The organism is Streptomyces sp. NPDC057616, from assembly GCF_042800575.1.
Classification (GTDB): Bacteria; Actinomycetota; Actinomycetes; order Streptomycetales; family Streptomycetaceae; genus Streptomyces.
The window spans coordinates 1-21,575 of record NZ_JBHVGU010000055.1 but is presented as its reverse complement, the minus strand read 5'-3'; the positions used below and the strand labels follow the sequence as shown (position 1 = coordinate 21,575).

At 71.6% G+C, this 21,575-nt stretch carries 21 protein-coding genes and 1 pseudogene; 8 read left to right on the top strand and 14 right to left on the bottom strand.

Translation table 11 applies throughout. The annotated features are described in order from the left end of the window. Positions 1-92: 92 nt before the first annotated feature. The gene (locus ACFU97_RS41750; RefSeq protein ID WP_384267331.1) at positions 93-1,034 is read right to left on the bottom strand and encodes a LysR family transcriptional regulator; all 942 of its coding nucleotides are present in this window, start codon (positions 1,032-1,034) and stop codon (positions 93-95) included. 71 nt (positions 1,035-1,105) lie between these two features. Here ACFU97_RS41750 and ACFU97_RS41745 point away from each other — a divergent pair, with 71 nt between their 5' ends. Further along, complete coding sequence (locus tag ACFU97_RS41745; RefSeq protein ID WP_384267328.1) at positions 1,106-1,993, top strand: SDR family NAD(P)-dependent oxidoreductase; 888 nt, start codon at positions 1,106-1,108, stop codon at positions 1,991-1,993. A gap of 63 nt (positions 1,994-2,056) precedes the next feature. On the opposite strand, the gene ACFU97_RS41740 is transcribed toward ACFU97_RS41745, so the two are convergent. After that, positions 2,057-3,250 carry an amidohydrolase gene (locus ACFU97_RS41740; protein ID WP_384267326.1) on the bottom strand — a complete coding sequence of 398 codons (1,194 nt, stop codon included), beginning with the start codon at positions 3,248-3,250 and terminating at the stop codon, positions 2,057-2,059. A gap of 249 nt (positions 3,251-3,499) precedes the next feature. On the opposite strand from ACFU97_RS41740, the gene ACFU97_RS41735 reads away from it, so the two are divergent. Further along, positions 3,500-4,063, top strand: a complete 564-nt coding sequence (locus tag ACFU97_RS41735; RefSeq protein WP_384267325.1) for a hemerythrin domain-containing protein — start codon at positions 3,500-3,502, stop codon at positions 4,061-4,063. A 43-nt stretch (positions 4,064-4,106) separates the two neighbouring features. Here the strand turns inward: ACFU97_RS41735 and ACFU97_RS41730 are convergent, their stop codons facing one another. Beyond that, on the bottom strand, positions 4,107-4,652 hold the full coding sequence (locus ACFU97_RS41730; RefSeq protein WP_384267322.1) for a hypothetical protein: 546 nt from the start codon (positions 4,650-4,652) through the stop codon (positions 4,107-4,109). A 174-nt stretch (positions 4,653-4,826) separates the two neighbouring features. Here ACFU97_RS41730 and ACFU97_RS41725 point away from each other — a divergent pair, with 174 nt between their 5' ends. Next, a complete protein-coding gene (locus ACFU97_RS41725) occupies positions 4,827-5,360 on the top strand; it encodes a DoxX family protein (RefSeq protein WP_384267320.1) in 534 nt (177 codons plus the stop codon). A 19-nt stretch (positions 5,361-5,379) separates the two neighbouring features. Here ACFU97_RS41725 and ACFU97_RS41720 read toward each other — a convergent pair whose 3' ends face one another. Both ACFU97_RS41720 and ACFU97_RS41715 read right to left on the bottom strand, forming a co-directional pair. Next, entirely contained in the window at positions 5,380-6,165 is a 786-nt protein-coding gene (locus ACFU97_RS41720; protein WP_384267318.1) for an alpha/beta fold hydrolase, read from the bottom strand. A 152-nt stretch (positions 6,166-6,317) separates the two neighbouring features. Beyond that, positions 6,318-6,554, bottom strand: coding sequence for a hypothetical protein (locus ACFU97_RS41715; protein WP_384267315.1), 237 nt, complete (start codon positions 6,552-6,554; stop codon positions 6,318-6,320). Positions 6,555-6,786: 232 nt separating this feature from the next. On the opposite strand from ACFU97_RS41715, the gene ACFU97_RS41710 reads away from it, so the two are divergent. Beyond that, positions 6,787-8,028, top strand: coding sequence for a cytochrome P450 (locus tag ACFU97_RS41710; RefSeq protein ID WP_384267314.1), 1,242 nt, complete (start codon positions 6,787-6,789; stop codon positions 8,026-8,028). A gap of 149 nt (positions 8,029-8,177) precedes the next feature. Here ACFU97_RS41710 and ACFU97_RS41705 read toward each other — a convergent pair whose 3' ends face one another. The 3 genes from ACFU97_RS41705 to ACFU97_RS41695 all read right to left on the bottom strand — a co-directional run bounded on the left by ACFU97_RS41705 (position 8,178) and on the right by ACFU97_RS41695 (position 11,670). Beyond that, positions 8,178-9,680 (bottom strand): helix-turn-helix domain-containing protein, encoded by a 1,503-nt coding sequence (locus ACFU97_RS41705; RefSeq protein ID WP_384267312.1) that lies wholly within the window; start codon positions 9,678-9,680, stop codon positions 8,178-8,180. A 124-nt stretch (positions 9,681-9,804) separates the two neighbouring features. Next, positions 9,805-10,989: a GDSL-type esterase/lipase family protein gene (locus tag ACFU97_RS41700; protein ID WP_384267310.1), complete on the bottom strand. Its 1,185-nt coding sequence runs from the start codon at positions 10,987-10,989 to the stop codon at positions 9,805-9,807. A gap of 102 nt (positions 10,990-11,091) precedes the next feature. Next, positions 11,092-11,670 (bottom strand): TetR/AcrR family transcriptional regulator, encoded by a 579-nt coding sequence (locus ACFU97_RS41695; RefSeq protein ID WP_384267402.1) that lies wholly within the window; start codon positions 11,668-11,670, stop codon positions 11,092-11,094. Positions 11,671-11,740: 70 nt separating this feature from the next. On the opposite strand from ACFU97_RS41695, the gene ACFU97_RS41690 reads away from it, so the two are divergent. The 4 genes from ACFU97_RS41690 to ACFU97_RS41675 all read left to right on the top strand — a co-directional run bounded on the left by ACFU97_RS41690 (position 11,741) and on the right by ACFU97_RS41675 (position 15,139). After that, the gene (locus tag ACFU97_RS41690; RefSeq protein WP_384267309.1) at positions 11,741-12,247 is read left to right on the top strand and encodes an FBP domain-containing protein; all 507 of its coding nucleotides are present in this window, start codon (positions 11,741-11,743) and stop codon (positions 12,245-12,247) included. 9 nt (positions 12,248-12,256) lie between these two features. Beyond that, positions 12,257-12,877 (top strand): L-threonylcarbamoyladenylate synthase, encoded by a 621-nt coding sequence (locus ACFU97_RS41685; protein WP_384267306.1) that lies wholly within the window; start codon positions 12,257-12,259, stop codon positions 12,875-12,877. 124 nt (positions 12,878-13,001) lie between these two features. Beyond that, positions 13,002-13,766, top strand: coding sequence for a dienelactone hydrolase family protein (locus ACFU97_RS41680; RefSeq protein ID WP_384267304.1), 765 nt, complete (start codon positions 13,002-13,004; stop codon positions 13,764-13,766). A gap of 176 nt (positions 13,767-13,942) precedes the next feature. Beyond that, positions 13,943-15,139 carry a glycoside hydrolase family 64 protein gene (locus ACFU97_RS41675; RefSeq protein WP_384267301.1) on the top strand — a complete coding sequence of 399 codons (1,197 nt, stop codon included), beginning with the start codon at positions 13,943-13,945 and terminating at the stop codon, positions 15,137-15,139. Positions 15,140-15,195: 56 nt separating this feature from the next. On the opposite strand, the gene ACFU97_RS41670 is transcribed toward ACFU97_RS41675, so the two are convergent. From ACFU97_RS41670 to ACFU97_RS41645, 6 genes and pseudogenes are all read right to left on the bottom strand, one after another. After that, on the bottom strand, positions 15,196-17,589 hold the full coding sequence (locus tag ACFU97_RS41670; RefSeq protein WP_384267299.1) for a M4 family metallopeptidase: 2,394 nt from the start codon (positions 17,587-17,589) through the stop codon (positions 15,196-15,198). Positions 17,590-17,966: 377 nt separating this feature from the next. Continuing rightward, positions 17,967-18,395, bottom strand: a complete 429-nt coding sequence (locus ACFU97_RS41665; RefSeq protein WP_384267297.1) for an STAS domain-containing protein — start codon at positions 18,393-18,395, stop codon at positions 17,967-17,969. Positions 18,396-18,616: 221 nt separating this feature from the next. Beyond that, positions 18,617-19,528 (bottom strand): arsenite methyltransferase, encoded by a 912-nt coding sequence (arsM, locus tag ACFU97_RS41660; protein WP_384267293.1) that lies wholly within the window; start codon positions 19,526-19,528, stop codon positions 18,617-18,619. Between the two features lie 157 nt (positions 19,529-19,685). Beyond that, positions 19,686-20,603, bottom strand: a complete 918-nt coding sequence (locus ACFU97_RS41655; protein ID WP_384267292.1) for an aminoglycoside phosphotransferase family protein — start codon at positions 20,601-20,603, stop codon at positions 19,686-19,688. A gap of 97 nt (positions 20,604-20,700) precedes the next feature. Then, positions 20,701-21,483: an alpha/beta fold hydrolase gene (locus tag ACFU97_RS41650; protein ID WP_384267290.1), complete on the bottom strand. Its 783-nt coding sequence runs from the start codon at positions 21,481-21,483 to the stop codon at positions 20,701-20,703. A gap of 13 nt (positions 21,484-21,496) precedes the next feature. After that, positions 21,497-21,575: pseudogene (locus ACFU97_RS41645) on the bottom strand (acetyl-CoA acetyltransferase); the annotation flags it as partial.

Here is a 21,575-nt window from a genome sequence, read left to right as displayed (position 1 = left end):
CTTCAGGGCGGGCGGCCGTGCCGCATCCCGCCCCCGGCGGAGTTTCCGGGCGGCGGGTCAGCCCGCGGATGTACGCCTTCGGGCGCCCCGGCTCACGAGGACGTTACGGAGAGGGCCGCCGTGTCCGCGTCGAGGGCGGCGGCGCGCAAGGCTGCGGCCACACGGGTCGCCGGCTCCGCCGGCGGGTGCGGAAGACGGGCCAGGAGGAGGCGCCGCTGTTCCTGGGGCCCGCCGCGCACCGGCAGGATGCGCACGCCGGGCGGCGCCGCGGGGGCGAGGGAGAAGGGCACGGTCGTCAGGCCGAAACCGGCGGCGACGAGGTGGAGTTTGGCCAGCCAGTCCCGGGCGGTGTGGGCGATCTCGGGCCGCTCGTCCAGGCCGGGCCAGACCCCCATCAGCCGGTCCTCGCCGGAACTGGAGCCGGCGATCCAGCGCTGTCCGCGCAGGTCGGTGACGTCGACGTAGTCGCCGCGGGCGAGCGGGTGGCTCGCGGGGACGGCGAGGCACAGGGCGCGTTCGGTGAGCGTCCGCAGCGCCAGCGGCGGCGACTCGGTGTCCGGCGGGCGGAACGGCGGTGCGGAGGCGAGGAGGGCCAGGTCCAGGCTGCCGGCCCGCAGGGCGCGCACCAGCGCGGGGGTGGTGCCCTCCCGGGTGACCACGTCGATGCCGGGGTCCGTGCGGCGCAGGGCTGCGAGGGCCGTGGGCACGAGGACGGCTCCCGCACTCGGGAACCAGCCCAGCCGGACCGTGCCGGACTGCTCGGGCAGCCCGGAGAGTTCGCGTGCGGTGGCGTCGATCTCGTCGAGCACGACCGTCGCGCGCCGCATCACGACCCGGCCCGCCTCGGTCAGCCGCACCCCGTCGCGCCGCCGCTCCAGGAGCTGTGCGCCCGCCGCCCGCTCGATGGCGGCGATCTGCCGGGAGACCGCGGACTGGGTGTAGCCCAGCGACGCGGCCGCCGCGGTGAAGGTTCCCTGTTCGGCCACCGCGCGCAGGACGCGCAGCGCGGTCAGCGATACATCTGTGAAGTCCATGACGATTACGCATACTACCTGTGCTCAACTCTCGTTGGACTCATGGCCGCGGTGTTTCTAGCGTGGCGGTCATGAATGCTTCGCGAATCGCTCTTGTGACGGGTGCCAACCAAGGTCTGGGGCGGGCTCTGGCCGAGGGGCTGGCAGCCCGTACGCGCCCGGGCGACCTCGTCCTGCTCACCGGCCGCGACCCGCAGCGTGTCGCCGCCGCCGCTCGTGAGGTGGCCCAGCTGCCCGGCACCCGCGCCCGCGTCGAGGGCCGGGTGCTGGATGTGACCGACGCCGATGCCATCGCACAACTCGCCGCCGAGCTGCGGGCGCGCCACGGCGGGGTCGACGTCGTGATCTCCAACGCCGTGGCCCGCGTGCTGCCCGAGGACTCGCAGTCGGCCCGGGCCGACGAGTTCATCGACGTCTCCAACACCGCGACCCACGCGGTCCTGCGCTCGTTCGGGCCCGTCCTGCGTCCGGGTGGCCGGCTGCTCGTCGTGGCCAGCAGTCTGGGCACGCTCGGCCATCTCGATGCGCGGCTGCACCATCTGTTCGACGGGGCGAGCCTCGACCAGGTCGAGTACGCGGTCGAGTCCTGGCGCAGCTCCATCCACAACGGGACGGCGGAGCAGGCGGGTTGGCCCCGCTGGCTGAACGTGCCCTCGAAGGTCGCCCAGGCCGCCGCCGTCCGCGCGGTCGCCGCCGAGCGCCGTGAGCGCGACCTCGCCGACGGCACGCTGATCGCCTCGGTGTGCCCCGGCATGGTGGACACCGCCACCTCGCGGCCCTGGTTCAGCGACTACAGCCAGGCCCAGTCCCCCGCCGAGGCCGCCCGGGCCGTACTGGACCTGGTCTTCGCCGAAGGCGTCGATCCCGCTCTGTACGGCGAGTTGGTCCGCTTCGGCAAGGCCCTGCCCTGGCACGACGGCACGCCCCTCGTGGAACAGGACCGGTTGCTCACGCCCTGACGGACGACCGCCGGCGGACGGCCACCGGCTGACGACCGCCGGCTGAAGGCCGCCGGCGAGGGACTAGATGGCGACCGCCAAGCCACCCCCGTGCTCCTGCCACGCCCGCTCCCGCAGCTGCGCGGAGAGCACCAGCTCCACCGCCGTGCAGGCCAGTGCCTCCGCCGCCGCGAGCATCACGTGGCGGGCCCGGGCGGAGGTGGCCGCGGTGGCGAACTCCGCGGTGTGGTCGGAGCCGTCCGGGTCCATGATCGCGACGAAGGGGTGGATGGCGGGCACGCGTCCGCTGACGTTCCCGATGTCGGAGGAGCCGAGGTAGACCCCCGGCGCCGGGGGCGTGAGCTGGATGCCGGTGCGCGCGAGGTGGCGGGCGAACCGGCCGGACAGCACGTCGTTGTCGCGGAAGTGCTCGTAGCGCGGGGTGGCGCGGCCGAAGGTGACGGTCGTGCCCGTGGCCCGGGCCACGCCGTGCGCACAGGTCAGCAGCTCGCCGGCCAGCTCCTCCAGGGCGTCGGTCGTCAGGGCGCGCAGCCCGAACAGGCCCTCCGCGTACTCGGGGACGACGTTCGTCGCCCGGCCGCCCTCGGTGACTATGCCCTGGATGTGCGAGGCCTCCGGGAGCCTGCGGCCCACCACGGCAAGGGTGTTGAACAGCTGGATCAGCGCCGCGAGGGCGTCGATGCCGTCGGTGGGGTTGCCGGTGGGGTGCGCGGCGCGGCCGTGGAAGCCGACGCAGTACTGCGTCTGCGCGGTCAGCGGCGCCCAGCGCCAGTTGTGCACCCCGGGATGGAACATCAGCGCGGCGTCGACGTCGTCGAACACGCCCGCCTCGGTCTCGGCGACCTTGCCCCCGCCGCCCTCCTCCGCGGGCGTGCCCACGGCCCAGATGGACCCCGCGCCCTCCCCCAGCACGGCCCGTGCCGCGAGCGCGGCGCCGAGCCCGGCGGCGGCGACCAGGTTGTGGCCGCAGGCATGGCCGAGGCCGGGCAGGGCGTCGTACTCCAGGAGCAGGGCCACCGCGGGCCGGGGCACGGCACCGGCGCGTGCGGCGAAGGCCGTCGGCATGCCCGCGAGATCCCGGTCCACGGTGAACCCCTCGCGTTCGAGCTCCGCGGTCAGCAGCCGCACGGCCCGGTGCTCCTCGAAGGCGTACTCGGGATCGCTGTGCAGCGCCTGGGCGACCTCCCACAGCCCTTCCGCCCGCAGGGCCACCTCCGTACCCACCCGCCCGATCGCTTCCTGAACCGCATCCGCCACACCCGGCTCCTGATCCGCCACACCGGCCTCCGAGCTGTGCCTCGTCCTTGCGCCCCGCACGGCTGTGTCCTTCGTCTGCGTCCTTCTTCTGTGTCCTTCTGCGGGTTCCAACTGGACGCCGTCGTACACCTACGACGCGCGGCCGCGCCTCGGGCGCAGGGGCGTTAGCCCGCGGATCGCGCGGGCACTCGGTTGCGCGTGGCGGATCCGGACCGGGAACCGCCACTTCCTGGCTGGAGGTGAGAGGGCATGGGACATGGTGGAAACGTCATCGACGAGCTGATGACGGACCATCGGGAGGTCGTGGAGCTCTTCGGTCGCATCGAGGCGCTGCCGCCCGGCCACAAGGACCGCAAGGTGTACGCCGATCAGGTCACGATCGAGCTGGTACGGCACTCGGTGGCCGAGGAGGAGTACCTGTACCCGGCGGTCCGGGAGCACCTGGCGGACGGCGACGCGATCGCGGACCGGGAGATCGAGGACCACTCCAAGGCCGAGCAGATCATGAAGGACCTGGAGAGCTGTCAGGCGGGCGACGCCGAATTCGACCGGCTCATCGGCGAGTTGATGACCGAGATCCGCTCGCATCTGGCCGACGAGGAGAGCAGCCTCTTCCCTCAGCTGCGTGCGGCGTGCACACCGGAGGCGCTCGACAGCCTGGGCGACAAGGTGCGCCAGGCCAAGAAGCTGGCGCCCACCCGGCCGCACCCCTCCGCACCGGACACGCCGCCGACGAACAAGCTGCTGGCACCGGGGGCGGGACTGGTCGACCGGCTGCGGGACGCGCTGAGCGGACGCGGCAAGCACGACTGAGCTCGGCACGGATCAGGTGCCGCGGCCTTCCGCCTCCGTCGCGTCAGGCGGTGAGCGCCGGTCCCGTCCTGAGCAACACCAGGAGCTGATCCTGGTGCAGCGCGGTCACGGGGGCGAGCAGGTCGGGGTGGCGCAGCAGCGCCGCCGCCCGCCGGTCGGTCTCGTCGGGCGCGACCAGGCGCCGGAACACGACGGGGGCGTCGGCCGCGTGGCTGCCCTCGGCGACGGCCGCGACGGCGAGTGCGGCCAGTTCGGGGTCGGTCAGCAGACAGGCCGCCCAGCTCGCCACGACCTCGTCGACCCAGGTGCGCCATGCGTCGGCATCGGCATCGGCATGGACGTCCGTGTCCCGGCCCGTGGGACCGACGGACCCCGCGATCCAGTCGAGCCGGGCCGATCCGCCGGGGCCGGCGATACCGACGAGCGCGGCGTCCACCTGCGTCGGGTAGCGCAGCCAGGCCGCGACCGTGACGGCCTGGCGGGCCTGCACTTCGCACAGGGTCGCGGCGAGCGCGCCGCCGGCGGAGGGATAGGCGCAGGTCAGCCAGTGGGTGGTGGCCGCGATGAGCGGAGAGAGATCTGCGAGCACTGCGAGGTCGTCCGTACTGCGTGAGGGAGAACAGCGAACTACGCAAAAACCGTAGCCTGCGCCTTCGCCGAGCAACATGCCCTGACCTCGCCGCATCGCGTGGCATCGACCACAGACCGCGGGGAACCCGGTAGGTCCCTTCACCCACCCACACCCACACCCGAGGAGAGGGTCATGAGTCTCCTGCGACTGGTCGGCCGGCCCATGCTCGCTTCCATGTTCGTCGCCGGCGGTATGAACACGCTGCGCGCTCCCGAACGGGTCGCTCCCGTGGCCGAGCCGGTCGTCCAGCCGGTCACCGAGCGGGTCGACGCGCTGCCGGACCGCACCGAACAGGTCGTACGGCTGAACGGAGCCGTACAGGTGGTGGCGGGCCTGCTGCTGGGCAGCGGGCGCCTGCCGCGGCCTGCCGCACTGGCGATCGCGGCCACTCTGGTGCCGACCACCCTGGCGGGACACCGCTTCTGGGAGGCGGACGATCCCGACGAGCGTGCCCAGCAGAAGATCCACTTCCTGAAGAACCTGTCGATGCTCGGCGGGCTGCTGATCGCGGCCGACGACACGGCCGGCGCGCCCTCGCTGGCGTGGCGCGGCCGGCATGCCGCCCACGATCTGCGACGCGAGGCGCATCTGGTGAGCCGGTCGATGCGGGCCACGGCGCGTCCGGCCGCGGCGGTCGGCGGGGTCAAGGCCAAGCTGAGCCGCTGAACGGGGCGGCTTCGGCACCTTACGCGGCGACGACGGGGGTGACGAACCGGTCGAGGGCGGTGGTCAGTTCCGCCGGCTTCTCGACCGGCAGTTCGTGGCCGGCGTCGATGATGCGCACCTCCGCGTCCGGGTACGCCTTCGCCATCCGCAGCATCTGCCGCACGGGCAGCTGGATGTCGTGATAGCCGTGGATCAGGAGGGTGGGGACGCCGATCTCGCCGACCCGGTCCAGGACGTCGAAGGCGCGCATGGCGCCGTAGAGCGTCATGACGACCTCGCGCGGAGTGTCCTCGGACGACTTGATGTAGGCCCGGACCTCCTCGCGCGGGAAGCCCGGCGCGAAGGCGCGCCGGATGTTGGTGGCGACGAACAGCTTGAACGGCACGAGTGTCGAGGCCCCCATCAGCATGCCCCGTCCGCGGCTGTAGGTCATGCGGCTGATGGAGTCGACGAGGACGAGGCGTTCGACCCGCTCGGGGTGGTCGAGCGTGATGGTCTGCGCGATCATGCCGCCCATCGAGTGGCCCACGAGCACGGCCCGTTGCACCTCCAGGTGGTCGAGCAGGGCGACGACGTCCTCGGCGAGTTCGGCGATGGTGCGGACTCCGGCGCCGGTGCTGTCACCGTGACCGCGCAGATCGAGCCGGATCACCCGGCGCCGCTCGGCGAAGTGCGTCATCTGGTGGTCCCAGCGATGCCGGTTCGCCGTCCAGCCGTGGATGAACACCAGGGGCAGGACATCGGCGTCACGCGGCCCCTCGTCGTCGTACATCAGCGCTGCGCCGTCGACTTCGAGCTGCGGCATCGGTGCCTCCTGGATGCATCCGGTTACTGACCGGTAGCGTAGCGGCAGCCGGAGCCCTCGTCACCGTCGCATGGCACTGAACGCGAGACCTGCGGGCACGATGCCGGCCCCGTGCGTCGCGCACGGGGCCCGGACTTCACGACGATCTGCCGTCAGCCGCCGTTCAGCCTCGCACGCAGGAGCGCCTTGCCCAGTTCCGCGCCCTTACGGCTGTCCGCCTGGGCCCGCCGGAACAGATCGGCCACCTCGGTGTCCTTCTCGCGCTCCGCGTCCTGGATGTAGGTCTCCAGGCGCAGGGCGTTGCTCAGGCACGCCTCCACGTACCAGATGAGGTTGTAGTCCCTGTCCTGCGTACCGGTCACGCCTCCGGTCTGCGAACTGCTGGTCATTCGTGCCTCCTTCAGCGGTAGAGGTTCCAGGACCGTCCGGGTACCCGCCCCACGCCGCGCATGCGGCCGGCCTCGTACAGTTCGCGCCGAACCTCGCGCGGCGGTGGCGGACGGACGGCGCGATTTCGTCCGGGCGTGCGAGGTGCGGGCGTGGCGGTGTGTACTGTGCTGCGCGTGGCGGCCCGTGGGCCGTGGATTCTGTCCTGCCCGGGCTCACCTCTGGAGATCCGTCGTGACCGTCACCGATCACCTCGACCGGTACGCCATCGACCCGTTCGGCGCCGACATCACCGCGGAGAGCGCCGAGTTACGGGCGCTGGGCCCCGTCGTGCCCGTCGAACTGCCGGGCGGAATCCCGGCCTGGGCGCCGACCCGGTACGACACCCTCAAGGAGCTGATCCTCGATCCGCGGGTCAGCAAGGACCCCCGGCTGCACTGGCGGTTGTGGCCCGAGGTCGGTCAACACCCCTCGTGGAGCTGGATAGTGGGCTGGGTGGGGGTGGTCAACATGCTCTCCACCTACGGCGGCGACCACGCGCGCCTGCGCAAGCTGGTGGCGCCGAGCTTCACCCACCGCCGCACCGAGTCGATGCGCGTGCGGGTCGAGGCGATCACCGCGGAGCTCCTCGACGCGCTGGAGGCGGCGGGCGCCGACGGACGGGTGGTCGACGTCAAGGCCGGGCTCGCGCACCCCCTGCCGCTGCGGATGATCTGCGAACTGTTCGGCGTTCCGGACGAGTTGGTCGACGGCACCCGCCGCCTGATCGCCGCCATCATGGACACCTCCGACCCGAGCCCGGAGCACGGCGCGTTCGTGCAGCAGCAGATCGGGACCGTCCTCGGCGCGCTCATCGCCCATCGCAGGGCACAACCGGGCGACGACCTCACCACCGAGCTGATCCGGGTGCGTGACGAGGACGGCGACCGGCTCAGCGACGAGGAACTGCTGTACACCCTGCTGCTGATGATCGGCGCCGGATTCGAGACAACCGTGAACCTCATCGGCAACGCGGTCGTCGCCCTGCTCCGGCACCCCGACCAGCTGACCGCCGTCCGGACGGGAAAGACCGGCTGGGACGCGGTGGTCGACGAGACCCTCCGGGTGCACCCGTCGATCGCCGCACTTCCGCTGCGGTTCGCCGTCAGCGACATCGCCGTCGGCGGCATCACGATCCCGGCGGGCGACGCCATCATCACGACGTACGCCGCCGCGGGCGTGGATCCCGCGCGCTACGGTCCCGACGCGGACGTCTTCGACGCGGCGCGCGGGGCCGAGGACCATCTGTCGTTCGGCGTCGGCGTCCACCGGTGCGTCGGCGCTCCGCTCGCGCGGATGGAGGCGATGACCGCACTGCCCGCTCTCTTCGAGCGCTTCCCGGAACTGCGCCTGGCCGTCGGCGAGGACGAGCTGCGGCAGGTGCCGTCGTTCATCGCGTACGGCTGGCAGGAGGTTCCGGCGCGGCTACGGGCGTAGAACCGCAAGGGGGCGCGACCGGTCCCCCGTTCCGGTCGTGCCCCCGCGGCCCGTCGAACTTACGTGCCGAGCGGTTGCGTTGTGAACCGCGTCCATGCCCGCTGTGGCGGCCCCGGGGCTCACCTGTGCACAAGTGAGTCCGGAAGATCCTAGTTCGTCCGGTCGAATGCGGGCCGCTCGAGTTCGCCGAGGGCCAGATGAGCGAGGACGACCTCGTAGAGATCGCTGCCCGAGGCGAGCAATTGGCGTTCGAGGACGGGTTCCGCACTGCGCACGTGTTCGCGCACCGTCTGCGCGTGCACCCCCAGCAGATGCGCGGCGCGTTCCGCGTTGCCCCCGGCGGCGATCCAGGCGCGCAGCGAGCGCCGCAGATCGCGGGCGTCGGCCTCCAGGCGCCCGAGCAGGTCGTGCGCCCAGCTGCGCAGCGCGAGTCCGGCCAGCAGGTCGCCGAGCCCCGGCCCGGCCGACCCGGCGGGGCGGGTCCCGTACGTCTCCTCGGACAGGCCGACCCGGGTGTTGAGCGCGAGATGGACGACGGCGCGGGCCGTGAGGTCGGTGAAGTCCGCGTGCAGCAGGCTCTCCACGCGGTCCATGCGGGCGCGGACGGTGTTGCGGCTGACACCGAGGACCTTGGCCGCGTTCACCGCGGTGAACTCCAGGCCCAGCCGGGTGGTGGCGAGGAGTTCGGCGCGCGTGTGGTGCGCCAGGGTGTCGAGCGGCTGCAGCACCTGCGCCGTCCAGCCCTGCAGTACGGCCGGGTCCATCAGGCGCTCGGGATGGGTGCGTTCGGCGTAGACGGCCTGCTGGTCGGGCCGGAAGCGGGCGACGGCGAGCGCGCTGACGGCCTGTCCGTAGGCGGTGGCGGTGCGGACCAGGCTCTGCGGGGCGCTGCCGCCGAGGAAGGTGTCGGGGCGGCGGCCCACCACCAGCCTGAGCTCGGCGGACGCCGCGTCCCGGGGAGCGACGACGATGACGTGCGCGTCCACCGCGGGACAGCGCACGACCAGCGCCTGCTCCGCCGTCGCGGTCAGGCACTCCTCGGCGATACGGTCGCGCTCCTCGACGCTGCCTTCGAGGACGTAGACGCAGGCGGTGTCGGTGTCGAGCAGGCCGGGCCACAGGCCCGCGGCGACGCGGCGGGCGGAGACGGTGTCCTCGACCATCAGCAGTTGCAGGATGGCCAGGCGCAGGTCGGACGTCGCGCGCCGCAGCCGCCGCCCGGCGGCCGTCGACTCACGTGCCCTGAGCAGGAGTTCGACCACCTGGGCGGTGTGCGTCACGATGTCGGAGGCCCGCCGGTCGAAGGGGTGCGTACGGGAGACGGACAGCACCCCGGCCGAGGCGGGCTGCGGCTGCTGGACCCCGACCAGCCGCAGGTGCAGCCCCGCGTCGTCCCAGGCCGCGGAGGCGATGCGGCCGGAGACGATGTCGGCGACGAGGTCCTCGTCCAGCGGTGTCGGCGTGCCGGCGAGGATGCGGCCGGTGTCGTCCTGCAGGCAGGCCGTCCCGTCCACCGCGCCCGCGAGCCAGGCGAGCACCCGGCGGATGTCCCGCCCGGTCGGCCGCAGGTGGTCGAGCAGTTCCTGCGCCCACCCGGCGCCCTCGGCGTCCGTCACCTGCTCAGGGCGGCCCCCGTCCTTTCGGCCAGCCATCTCGGCCTTCTCCTCGTCCATCGCGTCGACCTCGGCATGTCGGTCGGGGACGTTACCTCACGCATGCCCACTGGTGACACGAGTACGGCATTCGTACGGCGAGGAGAGGGACGCCTCGAACGTCTCAGCTGTCCCGGCCGGCGAAGACACCTCCCGTGGTGAAGACCCGCGCGGCGAAGCGCTCGCCGATGCGCAGATGGGTGGCGGCGTCCGGGTGGAGCTGGTCGGGCAGCGGCAGTTCCCCGGTGTCGGACTCGCCGTACAGGTCGCGGCCGTCGAGGTAGTGCAGGTTGGGGTCGTCTGCCGCGCGCTGGGCCACGATCCGTTCGAGTTCGTCCCGGATGACGCGCAGGGTCAGCTTGCCGTCGGCGCGCTCGGCGGGCTCGCCCATGGCGTGGAACTGGAGCCGGCCGTCGCCCAGGGTGCTGAAGTCCAGAACCGTCGGGCCGGGCGTGTCCTCGTGGATGGGGCACAGGATGGGCGACACGACCAGCAGCGGTACGGCGGGGTGGCCTTCGCGGATGGTGTCGAGGAAGCCGTGGACGGCGGGGGTGAAGGCTCGCAGCCGCATCAGGTCGGTGTTGACGAGGTTGATGCCGATCTTGACGCTGATCAGGTCGGCGGGTGTGTCGCGCAGGGTGCGTGCGGTGAACGGGTCGAGCAGGGCGCTGCCGCCCAGCCCCAGGTTGATCAGCTCCACCCCGCCGAGCGAGGCGGCGAGCGCCGGCCAGGTGGAGGTGGGGCCCGCCGCGTCGGAGCCATGGCTGATCGAACTGCCGTGGTGCAGCCACACCGTGCGGCCGCTCGGCGGGGCGGGCTCCACGGGGGCGTCGGTGCGCAGCGCGACCAGCTCGGTGGTCTCGTTGTGCGGAAGCCAGATCTGCACCTCCTTGTCCCGGTCGGGCAGACCGGTGAAGCGCAGGGTGCCGGCGGGGCCGGAGTCGGTCTCGACCGTTCCGGCCGTCATGTCGATCGTGATGGTGTCGCCGCCCGCCACGCTCCCCCGGCCGTACAGGCGGCCGTCGACGAGCAGCTCGTACACGCCGTCGGGACGGGGCGGCGCGCCGACGTAGAGGCGCTTGGTGGGCAGCGCGTCCAGTTCGAGGGCCGTCGCGCGGGTACGGAACACCAGCCGTACGCCCGAGGGCTGCGACTCGGCCATGGCCAGTTGGGGGTCGGTGCACTGGGCGCGGGCCCAGGCCGGCAGCCGGTGCGGCAGCATGCCGCGTCCGGTGTGCTCCACGTCGACCGCACCGCGGAACAGCTCCGCGGTGAGGGGCGTGGTCATCCATTCGTAAGTGGTACGCATGTCCTCCTGCCTCGGTTCAAGGGGTAGGGGCGGGCTCAGGGCGGTGGGACGAGCTCAGGGAGGCGGGCTCAACGGGAGGCGCGGGCTCAAGGGATTGCGGGCTCAAGGGGCGCTGCCTGCGGGCCAGTTGCGCAGCAGGGCGTCGAGGGCGTCCAGGATCCGTCTCCAGCTCTCCTCGGAATCGGGGGCGCTGTGACTGAAGCCGCCGCCCGCCTCGAGGCTGACGAAGCCGTGGAAGACGCTGCCCAGCAGCCGGACCGCATGTGTCTGGTCGGGTTCGGCCAGGTCGTAGCCGCGCAGGATCGCGCGGGCCATCTGGGCGTGCCGGACGCCCGCGCTGGCGGCAGCGGTCTCGGGATCGAGGCGCATCCTGGCCGCGACCGCACGCCCCGGGTGCTCCCGGGCGTAGTCGCGGTACGCGTCGGCGTAGGCGGTCAGGGCGTCCTTGCCGGCCCGCCCCGCGAGGGCGTCGGAGGCTCGGCCCGCCAGCTCGTCCAGGGCGAACAGCGCGATCCGGGTCTTGAGGTCCTGTGAGCTCTTCACGTGCGAGTACAGGCTCGCCACCTTGACGTCGAAACGCCGGGCGACCTCCGAGACGGTCACCTGCTCGAAGCCGACCTCGTCCGCCAGCTCCGCACCCGCCTGCACGACCCGTTCCGTACTCAGCCCTGCGCGCACCACAACCTCCCTCTCCACTTCCATAAGGCGTTATTCCTTTGCCTAAACCATTTAGGCAACTTAGCATGAGGTTATGGAACCACTGACCGAACGCGAGATCCGCGCCGCCTTCATCAACTGCACCAAGGGCGAGGCCAAGCGCCTGTCCGTCCCACGCGACCTCGCCGACCGGCCCTGGGACGACCTGGACTTCCTCGGCTGGCGCGACCCGCAGGCGCCGGACCGCGCCTACCTCGTCATGCCAGGCAGCGGCGGGGACGGCGGCCGCCCGCGGGGCGTGGCGCTGCGCGGCTCGTCCGCCACCGTCGGGCAGCAGCGGCGCAGCATGTGCTCGATGTGCCTGACCACCCACTCCGGCGGCGTCTCCCTGATGGTCGCGCCGAAGGCGGGCAAGGCCGGCCAGCAGGGCAACTCGGTGGGCGTCTACATCTGCAGCGATCTCGCCTGCTCGCTGTACGTGCGGGGCAAGCGGGACGCGGGGGTCGGGGCGCGGCTGCACGAGACGATCTCGCTGGAGGAGAAGATCCGGCGCACCGTGGCGAACATCGACGCGTTCGTCGCCAAGGTCGGGACGGCATAAGCTCGGCGGATGGCGAAGTACTTCGACGTGCACCCCGACAACCCCCAGCCCCGTGCCATCTCCCAGATCGCGGAGAGCATCCGTGCGGACGCCCTCATCGCGTACCCCACGGACTCGTGTTACGCACTGGGCTGCCGCCTCGGGAGCCGGGACGGCATCGATCGCATCCGGTCCATCCGCCGGCTCGACAACCGGCATCACTTCACCCTGGTGTGCCAGGACTTCGCGCAGCTCGGCCAGTTCGTGCGGGTCGACAACGACGTGTTCCGCGCCATCAAGGCCTCGACGCCCGGCAGTTACACCTTCATCCTGCCGGCGACGAGGGAGGTGCCGCGCATGCTGCAGCACCCCAAGAAGAAGACGGTCGGCGTCCGCATCCCCGACCATGTCGTCGCCCAGGCCCTGCTCACCGAGCTCGGCGAGCCGCTGCTGTCCAGCACGCTGCTCCTGCCCGACGAGGAGGAGCCGATGACCCAGGGCTGGGAGATCAAGGACCGCCTGGACCACGTGCTGGACGCGGTGGTGGACTCCGGCGACTGCGGCACCGAGCCGACGACGGTGATCGACTTCTCCGACGGCGAGGCCGAGATCGTACGGCGCGGGGCGGGGGACGTCACGCGGTTCGAATGAGCGGTTCCGGTCGGGGCAGGGGTCACGGCGGGCCGATGTGTGGCACGTGCAAGGATGTCCCTGCCCGACCCGCCGGGCCCGCAGAAGTCGCTTCGCCGCACCATGCGCAGAGAGGTGGTCCCCCATGACCTCCGTTCAGGGAACAGCCGTTGACATCACCACCGCGGACGGCGTCGCCGACGCCTACCTCGCGCATCCCGCCGACGGTCTCCCCCACCCCGCCGTACTGCTCTACCAGGACGCCTTCGGACTGCGTCCGCATCTGCGGGCCATGGCCGACCGGCTGGCCGGGGCCGGTTACACCGTGCTGGTGCCGAACGTCTTCTACCGGCACGGCCGCACCCCGGTCTTCGACCTGCCCGAGTTCATCGACCCGTCGCAGCGGCCGCAGATCTGGGAGCAGATCGCCCCGGTGATGCAGGCGCTCACCCCCGAGCTCGCCATGCGCGACGCGGGTGCCTATCTCCAGTACCTGGCCGACTCCCCGCTCGCCGCCGACAGCCCGGTCGCCCTGACCGGCTACTGCATGGGGGCGCGGCTGGCCCTGTTCACCGCCGGCACCTACCCGGACCGGGTCGCCGCCGCGGCCGGCTTCCACGGCGGCCGGCTGGCGACTGACGCGCCGGACAGCCCCCACCTGGTGGCCAAGGGCGTCACCGCCGAGCTGTACTTCGGACACGCCGACCAGGACGGCTCCATGCCGCCCGAGCAGCAGCAGCTCCTGGAGGAGACCCTGACGGCAGCGGGCGTACGGCACCGCTGCGAGGTCTACCCCGGCGCGCACCACGGGTACACGCAGGCCGACACGGCCGCCTACGACAAGGAGGCGGACGAGCGGCACTGGGCGGCTCTGCTCGACCTGCTGAGCCGGACCTTCCCGGCCTCCTGAACCGGGGTTCGTGACAAGTCACCGTCGGCGCCCGCGGGTTGAACCCCGCGGGCGTCCTCGTTTCCCACAGGTCCCACTTGTTGACATGCACGCACCCCCGGTGCCAGGTTGAGAGCGCTCTCAAAACGAGGTACGGACCAATTCCCCTCGAGTGACCCCACACACGGAGGTGGAGCGTGCACCACAAGTCAACTCGCCGTCTGCTGGCCCCCACAGCCGCAGCCGCACTGATCGCCGCGGTGATCGCCATCCAGTCGCCGTCGTCCGCAAAGGCGGCGGTGCCGGACACGATCCCGCTGAAGGTGACCAACAACTCCGGCCGCGGCGACGCGGTGTACGTCTACACCATCGGCACCCTGCTCTCGACGGGGCAGCAGGGCTGGGCGGACGAGAACGGCACCTTCCACGCGTGGCCGACCGGCGGGAACCCGCCGACCGACGCACCGGACGCGTCCATCGCGGGACCCGGCGCAGGCCAGTCGAAGACGATCCAGATCCCCAAGTTCTCGGGGCGGATCTACTTCTCGTACGGGCAGAAGCTCGTGTTCAAGCTGACCACCGGCGGCCTCGTGCAGCCCGCGGTGCAGAACCCCAGCGACCCGAACCACGACATCCTCTTCAACTGGTCCGAGTACACGCTCAACGACTCCGGCCTGTGGCTCAACAGCACGCAGGTCGACATGTTCTCCGCGCCCTACGCGGTCGGCGTGCAGGGCGCGGACGGGAAGACGGCCACCACCGGGCACCTCAAGTCGGGCGGCTACAACGGCGTCCTGGACGACCTGCGCGGAAAGTCCGGCTGGTCCAAGCTGATCGAGACGCGCTCCGACGGGACGGTGCTGCGGGCGCTCGCGCCCGGGCACGGGCTGGAGTCCGGTGCGCTGCCGGCGTCCGTGATGGACGACTACATCAACCGCGTCTGGCAGAAGTACGCGTCGTCGACCCTGACCGTGACGCCGTTCGGCGACCAGCCGGACACCAAGTACTACGGCAAGGTCTCCGGCGACGTCATGAACTTCACCGACGGCTCCGGCAAGGTGGTCACCACCTTCCAGAAGCCCGACGCGGACAGCGTCTTCGGCTGCCACAAGCAGCTCGACGCGCCCAACGACCAGGTGCGCGGCCCCATTTCACGCACGCTGTGCGCGGGCTTCAACCGCACCACGCTGCTGACCAACCCGAACCAGCCGGACTCGTCGGACGCGGACTTCTACAAGGACTCGGTGACCAACGAGTACGCCCGGGCCATCCACTCCCGGATGGAGGACGGCAAGGCCTACGCGTTCGCCTTCGACGACGTCGGCAACCACGAGGCGCTCGTCCACGACGGCAGCCCGCAGGCGGCCGACCTGACCCTCGACCCGTTCAACTGACGCCGACGGCCTCACCCCGCGTGCTGCGGGGTGAGGCCGGTCTGCGTGCGGTGGGGTCAGCTGGTCGTGACGGCGGTGTCGTCGACGACGAAGCTGGTCTGCAGGGAGGAGTCCTCGGCACCGCTGAACTTCAGGGTGACGGACGAGCCCGCGTAGGAGGACAGGTCGAAGGACTTCTGCACGTAGCCGGAGGCGGCGTTGAGGTTGGAGTACGTCGCGAGGGTGGTGGACCCGGCGGTGACCGTCAGCTTGTCGTAGGCGGTGCTGCTGGTGGTCTCCGACGTGTCGACGTGCAGGTAGAAGGTGAAGGTGGCCTTGCAGCCGGTGGGTACGGTCACCGACTGGGACAGGGTGTCGGTGTGGGTGGAGCCGTAGCCGTCCAGCCAGGCCTTGTAGGAGCCGCTGTGTGCGGCCTCACCGGTGTCGTTGGTGATGACCCCGCTGCTGGCGGTCCAGGTGGTGCTGCCCGACTCGAAGCCCTGGTTGCCCAGGAGCTGCGCCGCCGAGCAGGTGCCGCCGCCGCTGGAGCTGACGGTCCAGCTGAAGGAGGCGGTGCCGGTGGCGCCGGTGCTGTCGGTCACCGTGACCTTGGTGCTGTAGGTGCCGGCCGTGGTCGGCGTACCGGAGATCGCACCGGTCGAGCTGTTGATCGACAGGCCGGTGGGCAGTCCGCTCGCGGCGTACGACAGTGAGCCGCTGTTGGTGCTGCTGGCCGAGATCTGCAGGCTCACCGCCGTGCCGACGGTGGAGGACTGGCTGCCCGGGTTGGTGACCGTGACGCCCGACGACGGCGGGGTGATGTGGCTGCCGACGTTGATGCCCGCGAAGGCGTTGCCGACCCCGGCGTACTGCGTGGAGTTGGTCCCGTACAGCGCGGCGGCCGCGTTCAGGGCGGCGGTGCGGGCACCGGCGTAGTTGGTGCTGGACGTCATGTACGTCGTCAGCGCCTTGTACCAGATCTGCAGGGCCGCGGCCCGCCCGATGCCGGTGACGGCGACGCCGTCGGAGGTCGGGCTGTTGTACGTCACGCCGTTGATGGTCTTCGTGCCGCTGCCCTCGGAGAGCAGGTAGAACATGTGGTTCGCCGGGCCCGAGGAGTAGTGCACGTCGAGGTTGCCGACGCCCGAGTACCAACTGTCCGCGGAGCCACCGTCCTTGCTCGGCTTGTCCATGTAGCGCAGCGGCGAACCGTCGCCGTTGATGTCGATCTTCTCGCCGATGAGGTAGTCACCGACGTCGCTGCTGTTGTTGGCGTAGAACTCCACGCCGGTGCCGAAGATGTCGGAGGTGGCCTCGTTCAACCCACCCGATTCACCGGTGTAGTCGAGCCCTGCCGTGTTCGAGGTGACACCGTGGCTCATCTCGTGCCCGGCCACGTCCAGCGAGGTCAGCGCATGGGTGTTGCCGGAACCGTCGCCGTAGGTCATGCAGAAGCAGCTGTCGTCCCAGAAGGCGTTGACGTAGCCGCTGCTGTAGTGGACGCGCGAGTAGGCCGCGGCGCCGTCGTTCTTGATGCCGCTGCGCCCGAAGGTGTTCTTGTAGAAGTCCCAGGTCTCCTGCGCGCCGTAGGCGGCATCCGCGCCCGCGGTCTGCGTGTTGGAGCCGGACCCGGTGCCCCAGACGTCGTCCGAGTCCGTCATCAGGGTGCCGGTGCCCGAGGTGCCGTTGTTGAGGCTGTACGTCTTGTGACCGCCGCGCGTGGTGTCGTAGAGCTGGTACGTCGACCCCGAGAGCGTGGTGTTCAGCGTGACGGTGCCGCTGTACTGGGTGTTGCCCGTGCCCGTCTTGATGTCCTGGAACCGGCCGAGCTCCTTGCCGGTCGCCGCGTCGGTGATGACGTGGAGCCGGCTGGGCGTGCCGTCGTCCTGCAGGCCGCCGACCACCGTCTCCCAGGCGAGCTTCGGGGTGCCGGTGCCCGCCCAGATCACCTTGCGGGCGCTGTCGGCCGCGGGCCGCTCGGCGTGGAGGGCCTTGGCCGTCTTCAGCGCCTTGCTCTCGGCGGCCGACTTGCCGAAGGTCGCGGTGGTGGAGGCGACCTTGATGGTGCGCTTGTTGTTGAAGGTCGTGTTCACCGTGCCCTTGGCCAGGGAGGCGGGCGGCGTGTGGACCACGAGGTCGCCGCCGAGGACGGGCAGACCGGCGTAGGTGCGCTCGTAACGGGTGTGCACGGTGCCGTCGTTGTCCTTGACGACGTCCTTGACGACCAGCTTCTCCTTGGCGCCGAGACCTATCGTGCGGGCGGTCGCCGAGGTCTTGCCCTGCGCGCTCTTGATCAGCGCGCTGTGCTGCGCCGGACTCAGCTTGCTCTCCAGGCCACCGGTGCGCAGGGGGCTGGGGTGGGGAGCGGCAGACTGAGCGCTCGCCGGGACCGACTGGATGCCGACGGCGAGAAGAGCCGCGGTGGAGGCCAGGGCTCCGAGCGCGGTGCGCTTGCGGGGGATGCGTCTCACTCGTTCTCCTACTGCTGCGGCCGCGTGGGGCGGCCATGACAGACCGGGCAGACGGGTGTACTGACCGGGACGAGACGGGCTGTGCGGGACGGGCCGTCACTGCGTGATGAGAAGAACGTGGGGGGTGGTGCGGCAGTTGAAGGGAGAATGACAGCGTTGACCGGGGCATGTCAGCAGCGTGCGGGCACCATAGGGTCGGGCCCGGGGCACTCTAGGGTTATCCCTCTGTGCGGGGTGGGCCGGCCCGCGATGCAACTGCGTCGGTGCGCGCGGAAATTGACGGTTTGCCTGGTCGTGGGGGCGTGTCGACGGCAACCGTGGTCAGGGCGGCAGCGATGACGGGCCCACCCCTGGGGCGGGCCCGCAGGCCGGGGTTACTACTGCGGCAGCCCGTCGGGCTCGGCCGACACATGCCCCGACCGAGACGCTCGTGGCGAGACGGTCGGGGCGGGTGCCAGGGGCAGGGCGGCCAGTGCGTCGGCGAGCGTGGCGTGCAGGCGGATGCCGGCGAGGTGCGCCTGCTCCAGGACCGTACGGACCGAGGGCCTCGCGGCGACGACCAGGACCGGTGTGTGCACGAGGTGATCCGTGGCCCGCTGGACGGCGCGGCGGGCCGCGGCGCTCACGACCTCCACACCGGCCACGTCGAGCACCAGGCGCAGACCGTGCCGGGCCGCCCGGTCGAGGTGCCGGTCCAGCTCCTGCGCGAGGTGGGCGCAGGTGTCTGCGTCCAGCGCGCCGGACAGGCAGACCACTGCCACCTGGTCGGTGGTCGGCTGCACCGTCAAGGGGGTACGGCTCGTCATCACGCCACGCTCCACGGTCCGGTCGAACGCATGCGTCGCGCGGGGCGCCGGTCGCGGATCCGGCGTCCGCCACGTCGACCGGCGCGGCCGCTGCCTGACCGCATGCACACGCTCTTTCCGGAAGAGTGAGGGACGCAACCAGGCAACAGACGCGATCGACGCAATACGGCGGAAGCGGTCCACCCGTCCGGCTGCCTGCGCGCGGTGCGAGGGGCGCGGGATCAGCCCTGGCACGCGCATCCGGAGGCGCTCTTGGCCTGGCCGACGGTCAGGGACGGGCCGGCCGCCTGCTCGGCCGGGGTGCAGCACGCGGTGACGCCGCAACAGGAGTCCTCCGCCCGCGCGCTCACTGCCGGGGTGACGGCGCCGGCGGCCTGCCCCTCGGCCATGGGCTTCACCGCGCGGACGATGGCGGAGTGCATCCCGTCGGCGACGACGTGGGTCGGCGTGATCTCGACCTCCGTGAAGCCGGCGGCCTCCAGGTGCGCCCGGTATTCGGCGAACGACAGGGCCCCGGCGATGCAGCCGACGTAGTCGCCGCGCTCGGCCCGCTGCCCGGCGGTCAGCGTGTCGTCGGCGACGACGTCCGACACGCCCATCCGGCCGCCGGGCCTGAGCACGCGGAAGGTCTCGGCGAACACGGCGGGCTTGTCCGTGGACAGGTTGATCACACAGTTGGAGATGACGACGTCGATCGTGCCGGCGGGCAGCGGAACCGCCTCGATGGTGCCCTTGAGGAACTCGACGTTCGTGGCGCCGGCCTTCGCCGCGTTGGCCAGCGCCAGGGCCAGCATCTCCTCGGTCATGTCGAGTCCGTACGCCTTGCCCTTCGGGCCCACGCGACGCGCCGACAGCAGCACGTCGATGCCGCCGCCCGAGCCGAGGTCCAGCACCCGCTCGCCCTCACGCAACTCGGCCACGGCGGTGGGGTTCCCGCAGCCGAGGCTGGCGGCGACGGCCTCCGCGGGCAGCGTGTCGCGTTCGTCCGCGGCGTACAGGGTCGAGCCGAAGCTCTCGTCGACCTCGACCGGCTCGGGCCCGCAGCAGGCGGTGGCGCCTTCGGTGACCTTCACGGCCGCCGCCGCGTACCGCTGACGGACGGCCTCACGCAGGTCGGTGGACTGATCACTCATGACGCACTCCTAGGACGGCCTGTATTGAAGTTCTTTGATGCAAGCCTGCGCCTTGAATAGAGAAACGTCAATATAGAGGTATGTCGAAACACGAGGTCGCCGTGATCGGCCAGGACGCCGGCCGCTGCGCGGGGCTGACGGCTTCGCCGCGTTCCTGTCAGGGACGGGCCGAGGCGACGAGGCGTCGTAGCGTCGCGTGGGCCGGCGGGCCCCAGGTGGATTTGCCGCCGGGACGGCCATGGTCGCCCGCGTGTCCGATGAGGATGCCGCCGAGAGCCCGCATCGCCGCCCAGCCGCGGGCGCGGCGGCGGGTCGCGGGGTCGACGCCCGGCAGGTAGGCGTCGTGGAAGTGGTCCGTGAAGCCGTCCGGCAGGAGCGTCCAGGGGGCGGCCAGGTCGCAGGCCGGGTCGCCCGCGCACATGTCGCCGAAGTCGATGACGCCGCACAAAGTGCCGTTGGAGGTAAGGACGTTGGCCGGGTGCAGGTCTCCATGGAGCCACAGCGCCGGGCCGGTCCAGGCGGGTGCCGCCACGGCGTCGTCCCATACGGCGCGGACGGCGTCCGGGTCGGGGATCAGCTCCAGCTCGACGGCCTTGGCGAGCCCTTCGGCGAACCCGTCGGCGAGGTCGGCCAGGGGGACCCCGCGGCCACGACCGGCGGGCACCCCGTCCGGGGCGGGCCTGTGCAGCGCGGTCAGGAAGGCGGCCAGGGAGTCCGCGGTCTCCTCGGCGCGTGTGACCGGGGCCCGGTCGGCAGGCTCACCCGGCACCCAGGTGGTGATGATCCAGGGCCGCGGAAAACGCTCGGACGGCTCCCCGAGGCGCTGCGGGACGGGGACCGGCAGCGGTAGGTGCGGGGCGAGGCCGGGCAACCAGGCGTGCTCCTTGCGCAGCAACTCGTCCGCGCTCTCCGTCGCCCAGGGCAGCCGGACGGCGAGGTCGTCGCCGAGCCGCCACAGCTGGTTGTCCCAGCCGAGCGCACCGAGCTTCAACGGCTGATCGGCCAGATCCGGGTGCTGGTCACGCAGCAGATCCCGGATCAGCTCGGCGGTGATCTCGATCTCCGTTCGGGTCATGGGGAGTTACGTTAGCCCGCAAGCGGCGCAGCGCCTCCACGCGGTCCACGTCAGCTCGGTGAGTTCGGGCTCGGGGCTGTGGCAGGTGAGTACCGGCTCAGTGCCTGAGATGGGTGAGCAGGGCCGTGCACAGGGTCTCGGGGTCCTCGACCGCGAGATGGCCGACCGCGACCGTACGCAGGACGGCGTCGGGGATCGCATGCGCGAGTTCCCGTGAGTGGTCGAGCGGCGTCGCGACGTCCCGGGTGCCGCCCACGACGAGTGTGGGGACGGTGATACGCCTGAGCGCGCTGCGCAGGTCGTACGTCGCCAGGGCGTCGCAGCACGCCGCGTAGCCGGAGGAGTCGGCGGCCGCGAGGTCCTTGAGCAGTGCCGTTCCAAGCGGGCCCGCTGCCGCGCGAGGGTCGGCGAACCAGCGGTCCGGCATGGCTGTGAGCAGGGCGGCGGTCCCCTCCTGCCGTACGAGAGCGGCGCGTTGGAGCCAGGGGCCCGCCGTACCGAAGTGCGCCGAAGAGCAGACCAGCGCGAGGGAGTCGACCCGGTGCGGGTGGTGCACGGCGAGGTGCGCTCCGATCGCACCGCCGAGCGAGATACCGGCGTAGTGGAAGCGGTCCACTCGGTGATGGTCGATGAGGTCGAGGACCAAGCGCGCCAGGTCGTCAACCGTCGTACGACCGGGGGCGACGGTCGGCAGCACTCCGCTCGGTGAACCGCCGTGCCCGGGCAGGTCGAAGCTCAGGACGCGGAACTCCTCGGTGAGTGCGGCCACGTGCGACTCCCACACCTGGAGCGACGTTCCCAGCGACGGGCCCAGCACGAGCGACGGCGCATCGTGCGGGCCCAGAAGCCGGTGGTGGAGCAGGGGCCGGCCGGATGGCATGCAGGCTCCTTCGTCAGCGTTCGAGGACGAGGGCGAGGCCTTGTCCGACGCCGATGCAGAGGGTGGCGATGCCGGTGCCGCTGCCGCGGCGG

Bases quoted from the DNA above. Each gene is read 5' to 3' on its own strand.
- ACFU97_RS41750 (WP_384267331.1), bottom strand. From the start codon at position 1,034: ATGGACTTCACAGATGTATCGCTGACCGCGCTGCGCGTCCTGCGCGCG.
- arsM (WP_384267293.1), bottom strand. From the start codon at position 19,528: ATGAGTGATCAGTCCACCGACCTGCGTGAGGCCGTCCGTCAGCGGTAC.
- ACFU97_RS41700 (WP_384267310.1), bottom strand. From the start codon at position 10,989: ATGCGTACCACTTACGAATGGATGACCACGCCCCTCACCGCGGAGCTG.
- ACFU97_RS41690 (WP_384267309.1), top strand. From the start codon at position 11,741: ATGGAACCACTGACCGAACGCGAGATCCGCGCCGCCTTCATCAACTGC.
- ACFU97_RS41720 (WP_384267318.1), bottom strand. From the start codon at position 6,165: ATGCCGCAGCTCGAAGTCGACGGCGCAGCGCTGATGTACGACGACGAG.
- ACFU97_RS41665 (WP_384267297.1), bottom strand. From the start codon at position 18,395: ATGACGAGCCGTACCCCCTTGACGGTGCAGCCGACCACCGACCAGGTG.
- ACFU97_RS41685 (WP_384267306.1), top strand. From the start codon at position 12,257: ATGGCGAAGTACTTCGACGTGCACCCCGACAACCCCCAGCCCCGTGCC.
- ACFU97_RS41680 (WP_384267304.1), top strand. From the start codon at position 13,002: ATGACCTCCGTTCAGGGAACAGCCGTTGACATCACCACCGCGGACGGC.
- ACFU97_RS41655 (WP_384267292.1), bottom strand. From the start codon at position 20,603: ATGACCCGAACGGAGATCGAGATCACCGCCGAGCTGATCCGGGATCTG.
- ACFU97_RS41715 (WP_384267315.1), bottom strand. From the start codon at position 6,554: ATGACCAGCAGTTCGCAGACCGGAGGCGTGACCGGTACGCAGGACAGG.
- ACFU97_RS41725 (WP_384267320.1), top strand. From the start codon at position 4,827: ATGAGTCTCCTGCGACTGGTCGGCCGGCCCATGCTCGCTTCCATGTTC.
- ACFU97_RS41735 (WP_384267325.1), top strand. From the start codon at position 3,500: ATGGGACATGGTGGAAACGTCATCGACGAGCTGATGACGGACCATCGG.
- ACFU97_RS41745 (WP_384267328.1), top strand. From the start codon at position 1,106: ATGAATGCTTCGCGAATCGCTCTTGTGACGGGTGCCAACCAAGGTCTG.
- ACFU97_RS41650 (WP_384267290.1), bottom strand. From the start codon at position 21,483: ATGCCATCCGGCCGGCCCCTGCTCCACCACCGGCTTCTGGGCCCGCAC.
- ACFU97_RS41705 (WP_384267312.1), bottom strand. From the start codon at position 9,680: ATGGCTGGCCGAAAGGACGGGGGCCGCCCTGAGCAGGTGACGGACGCC.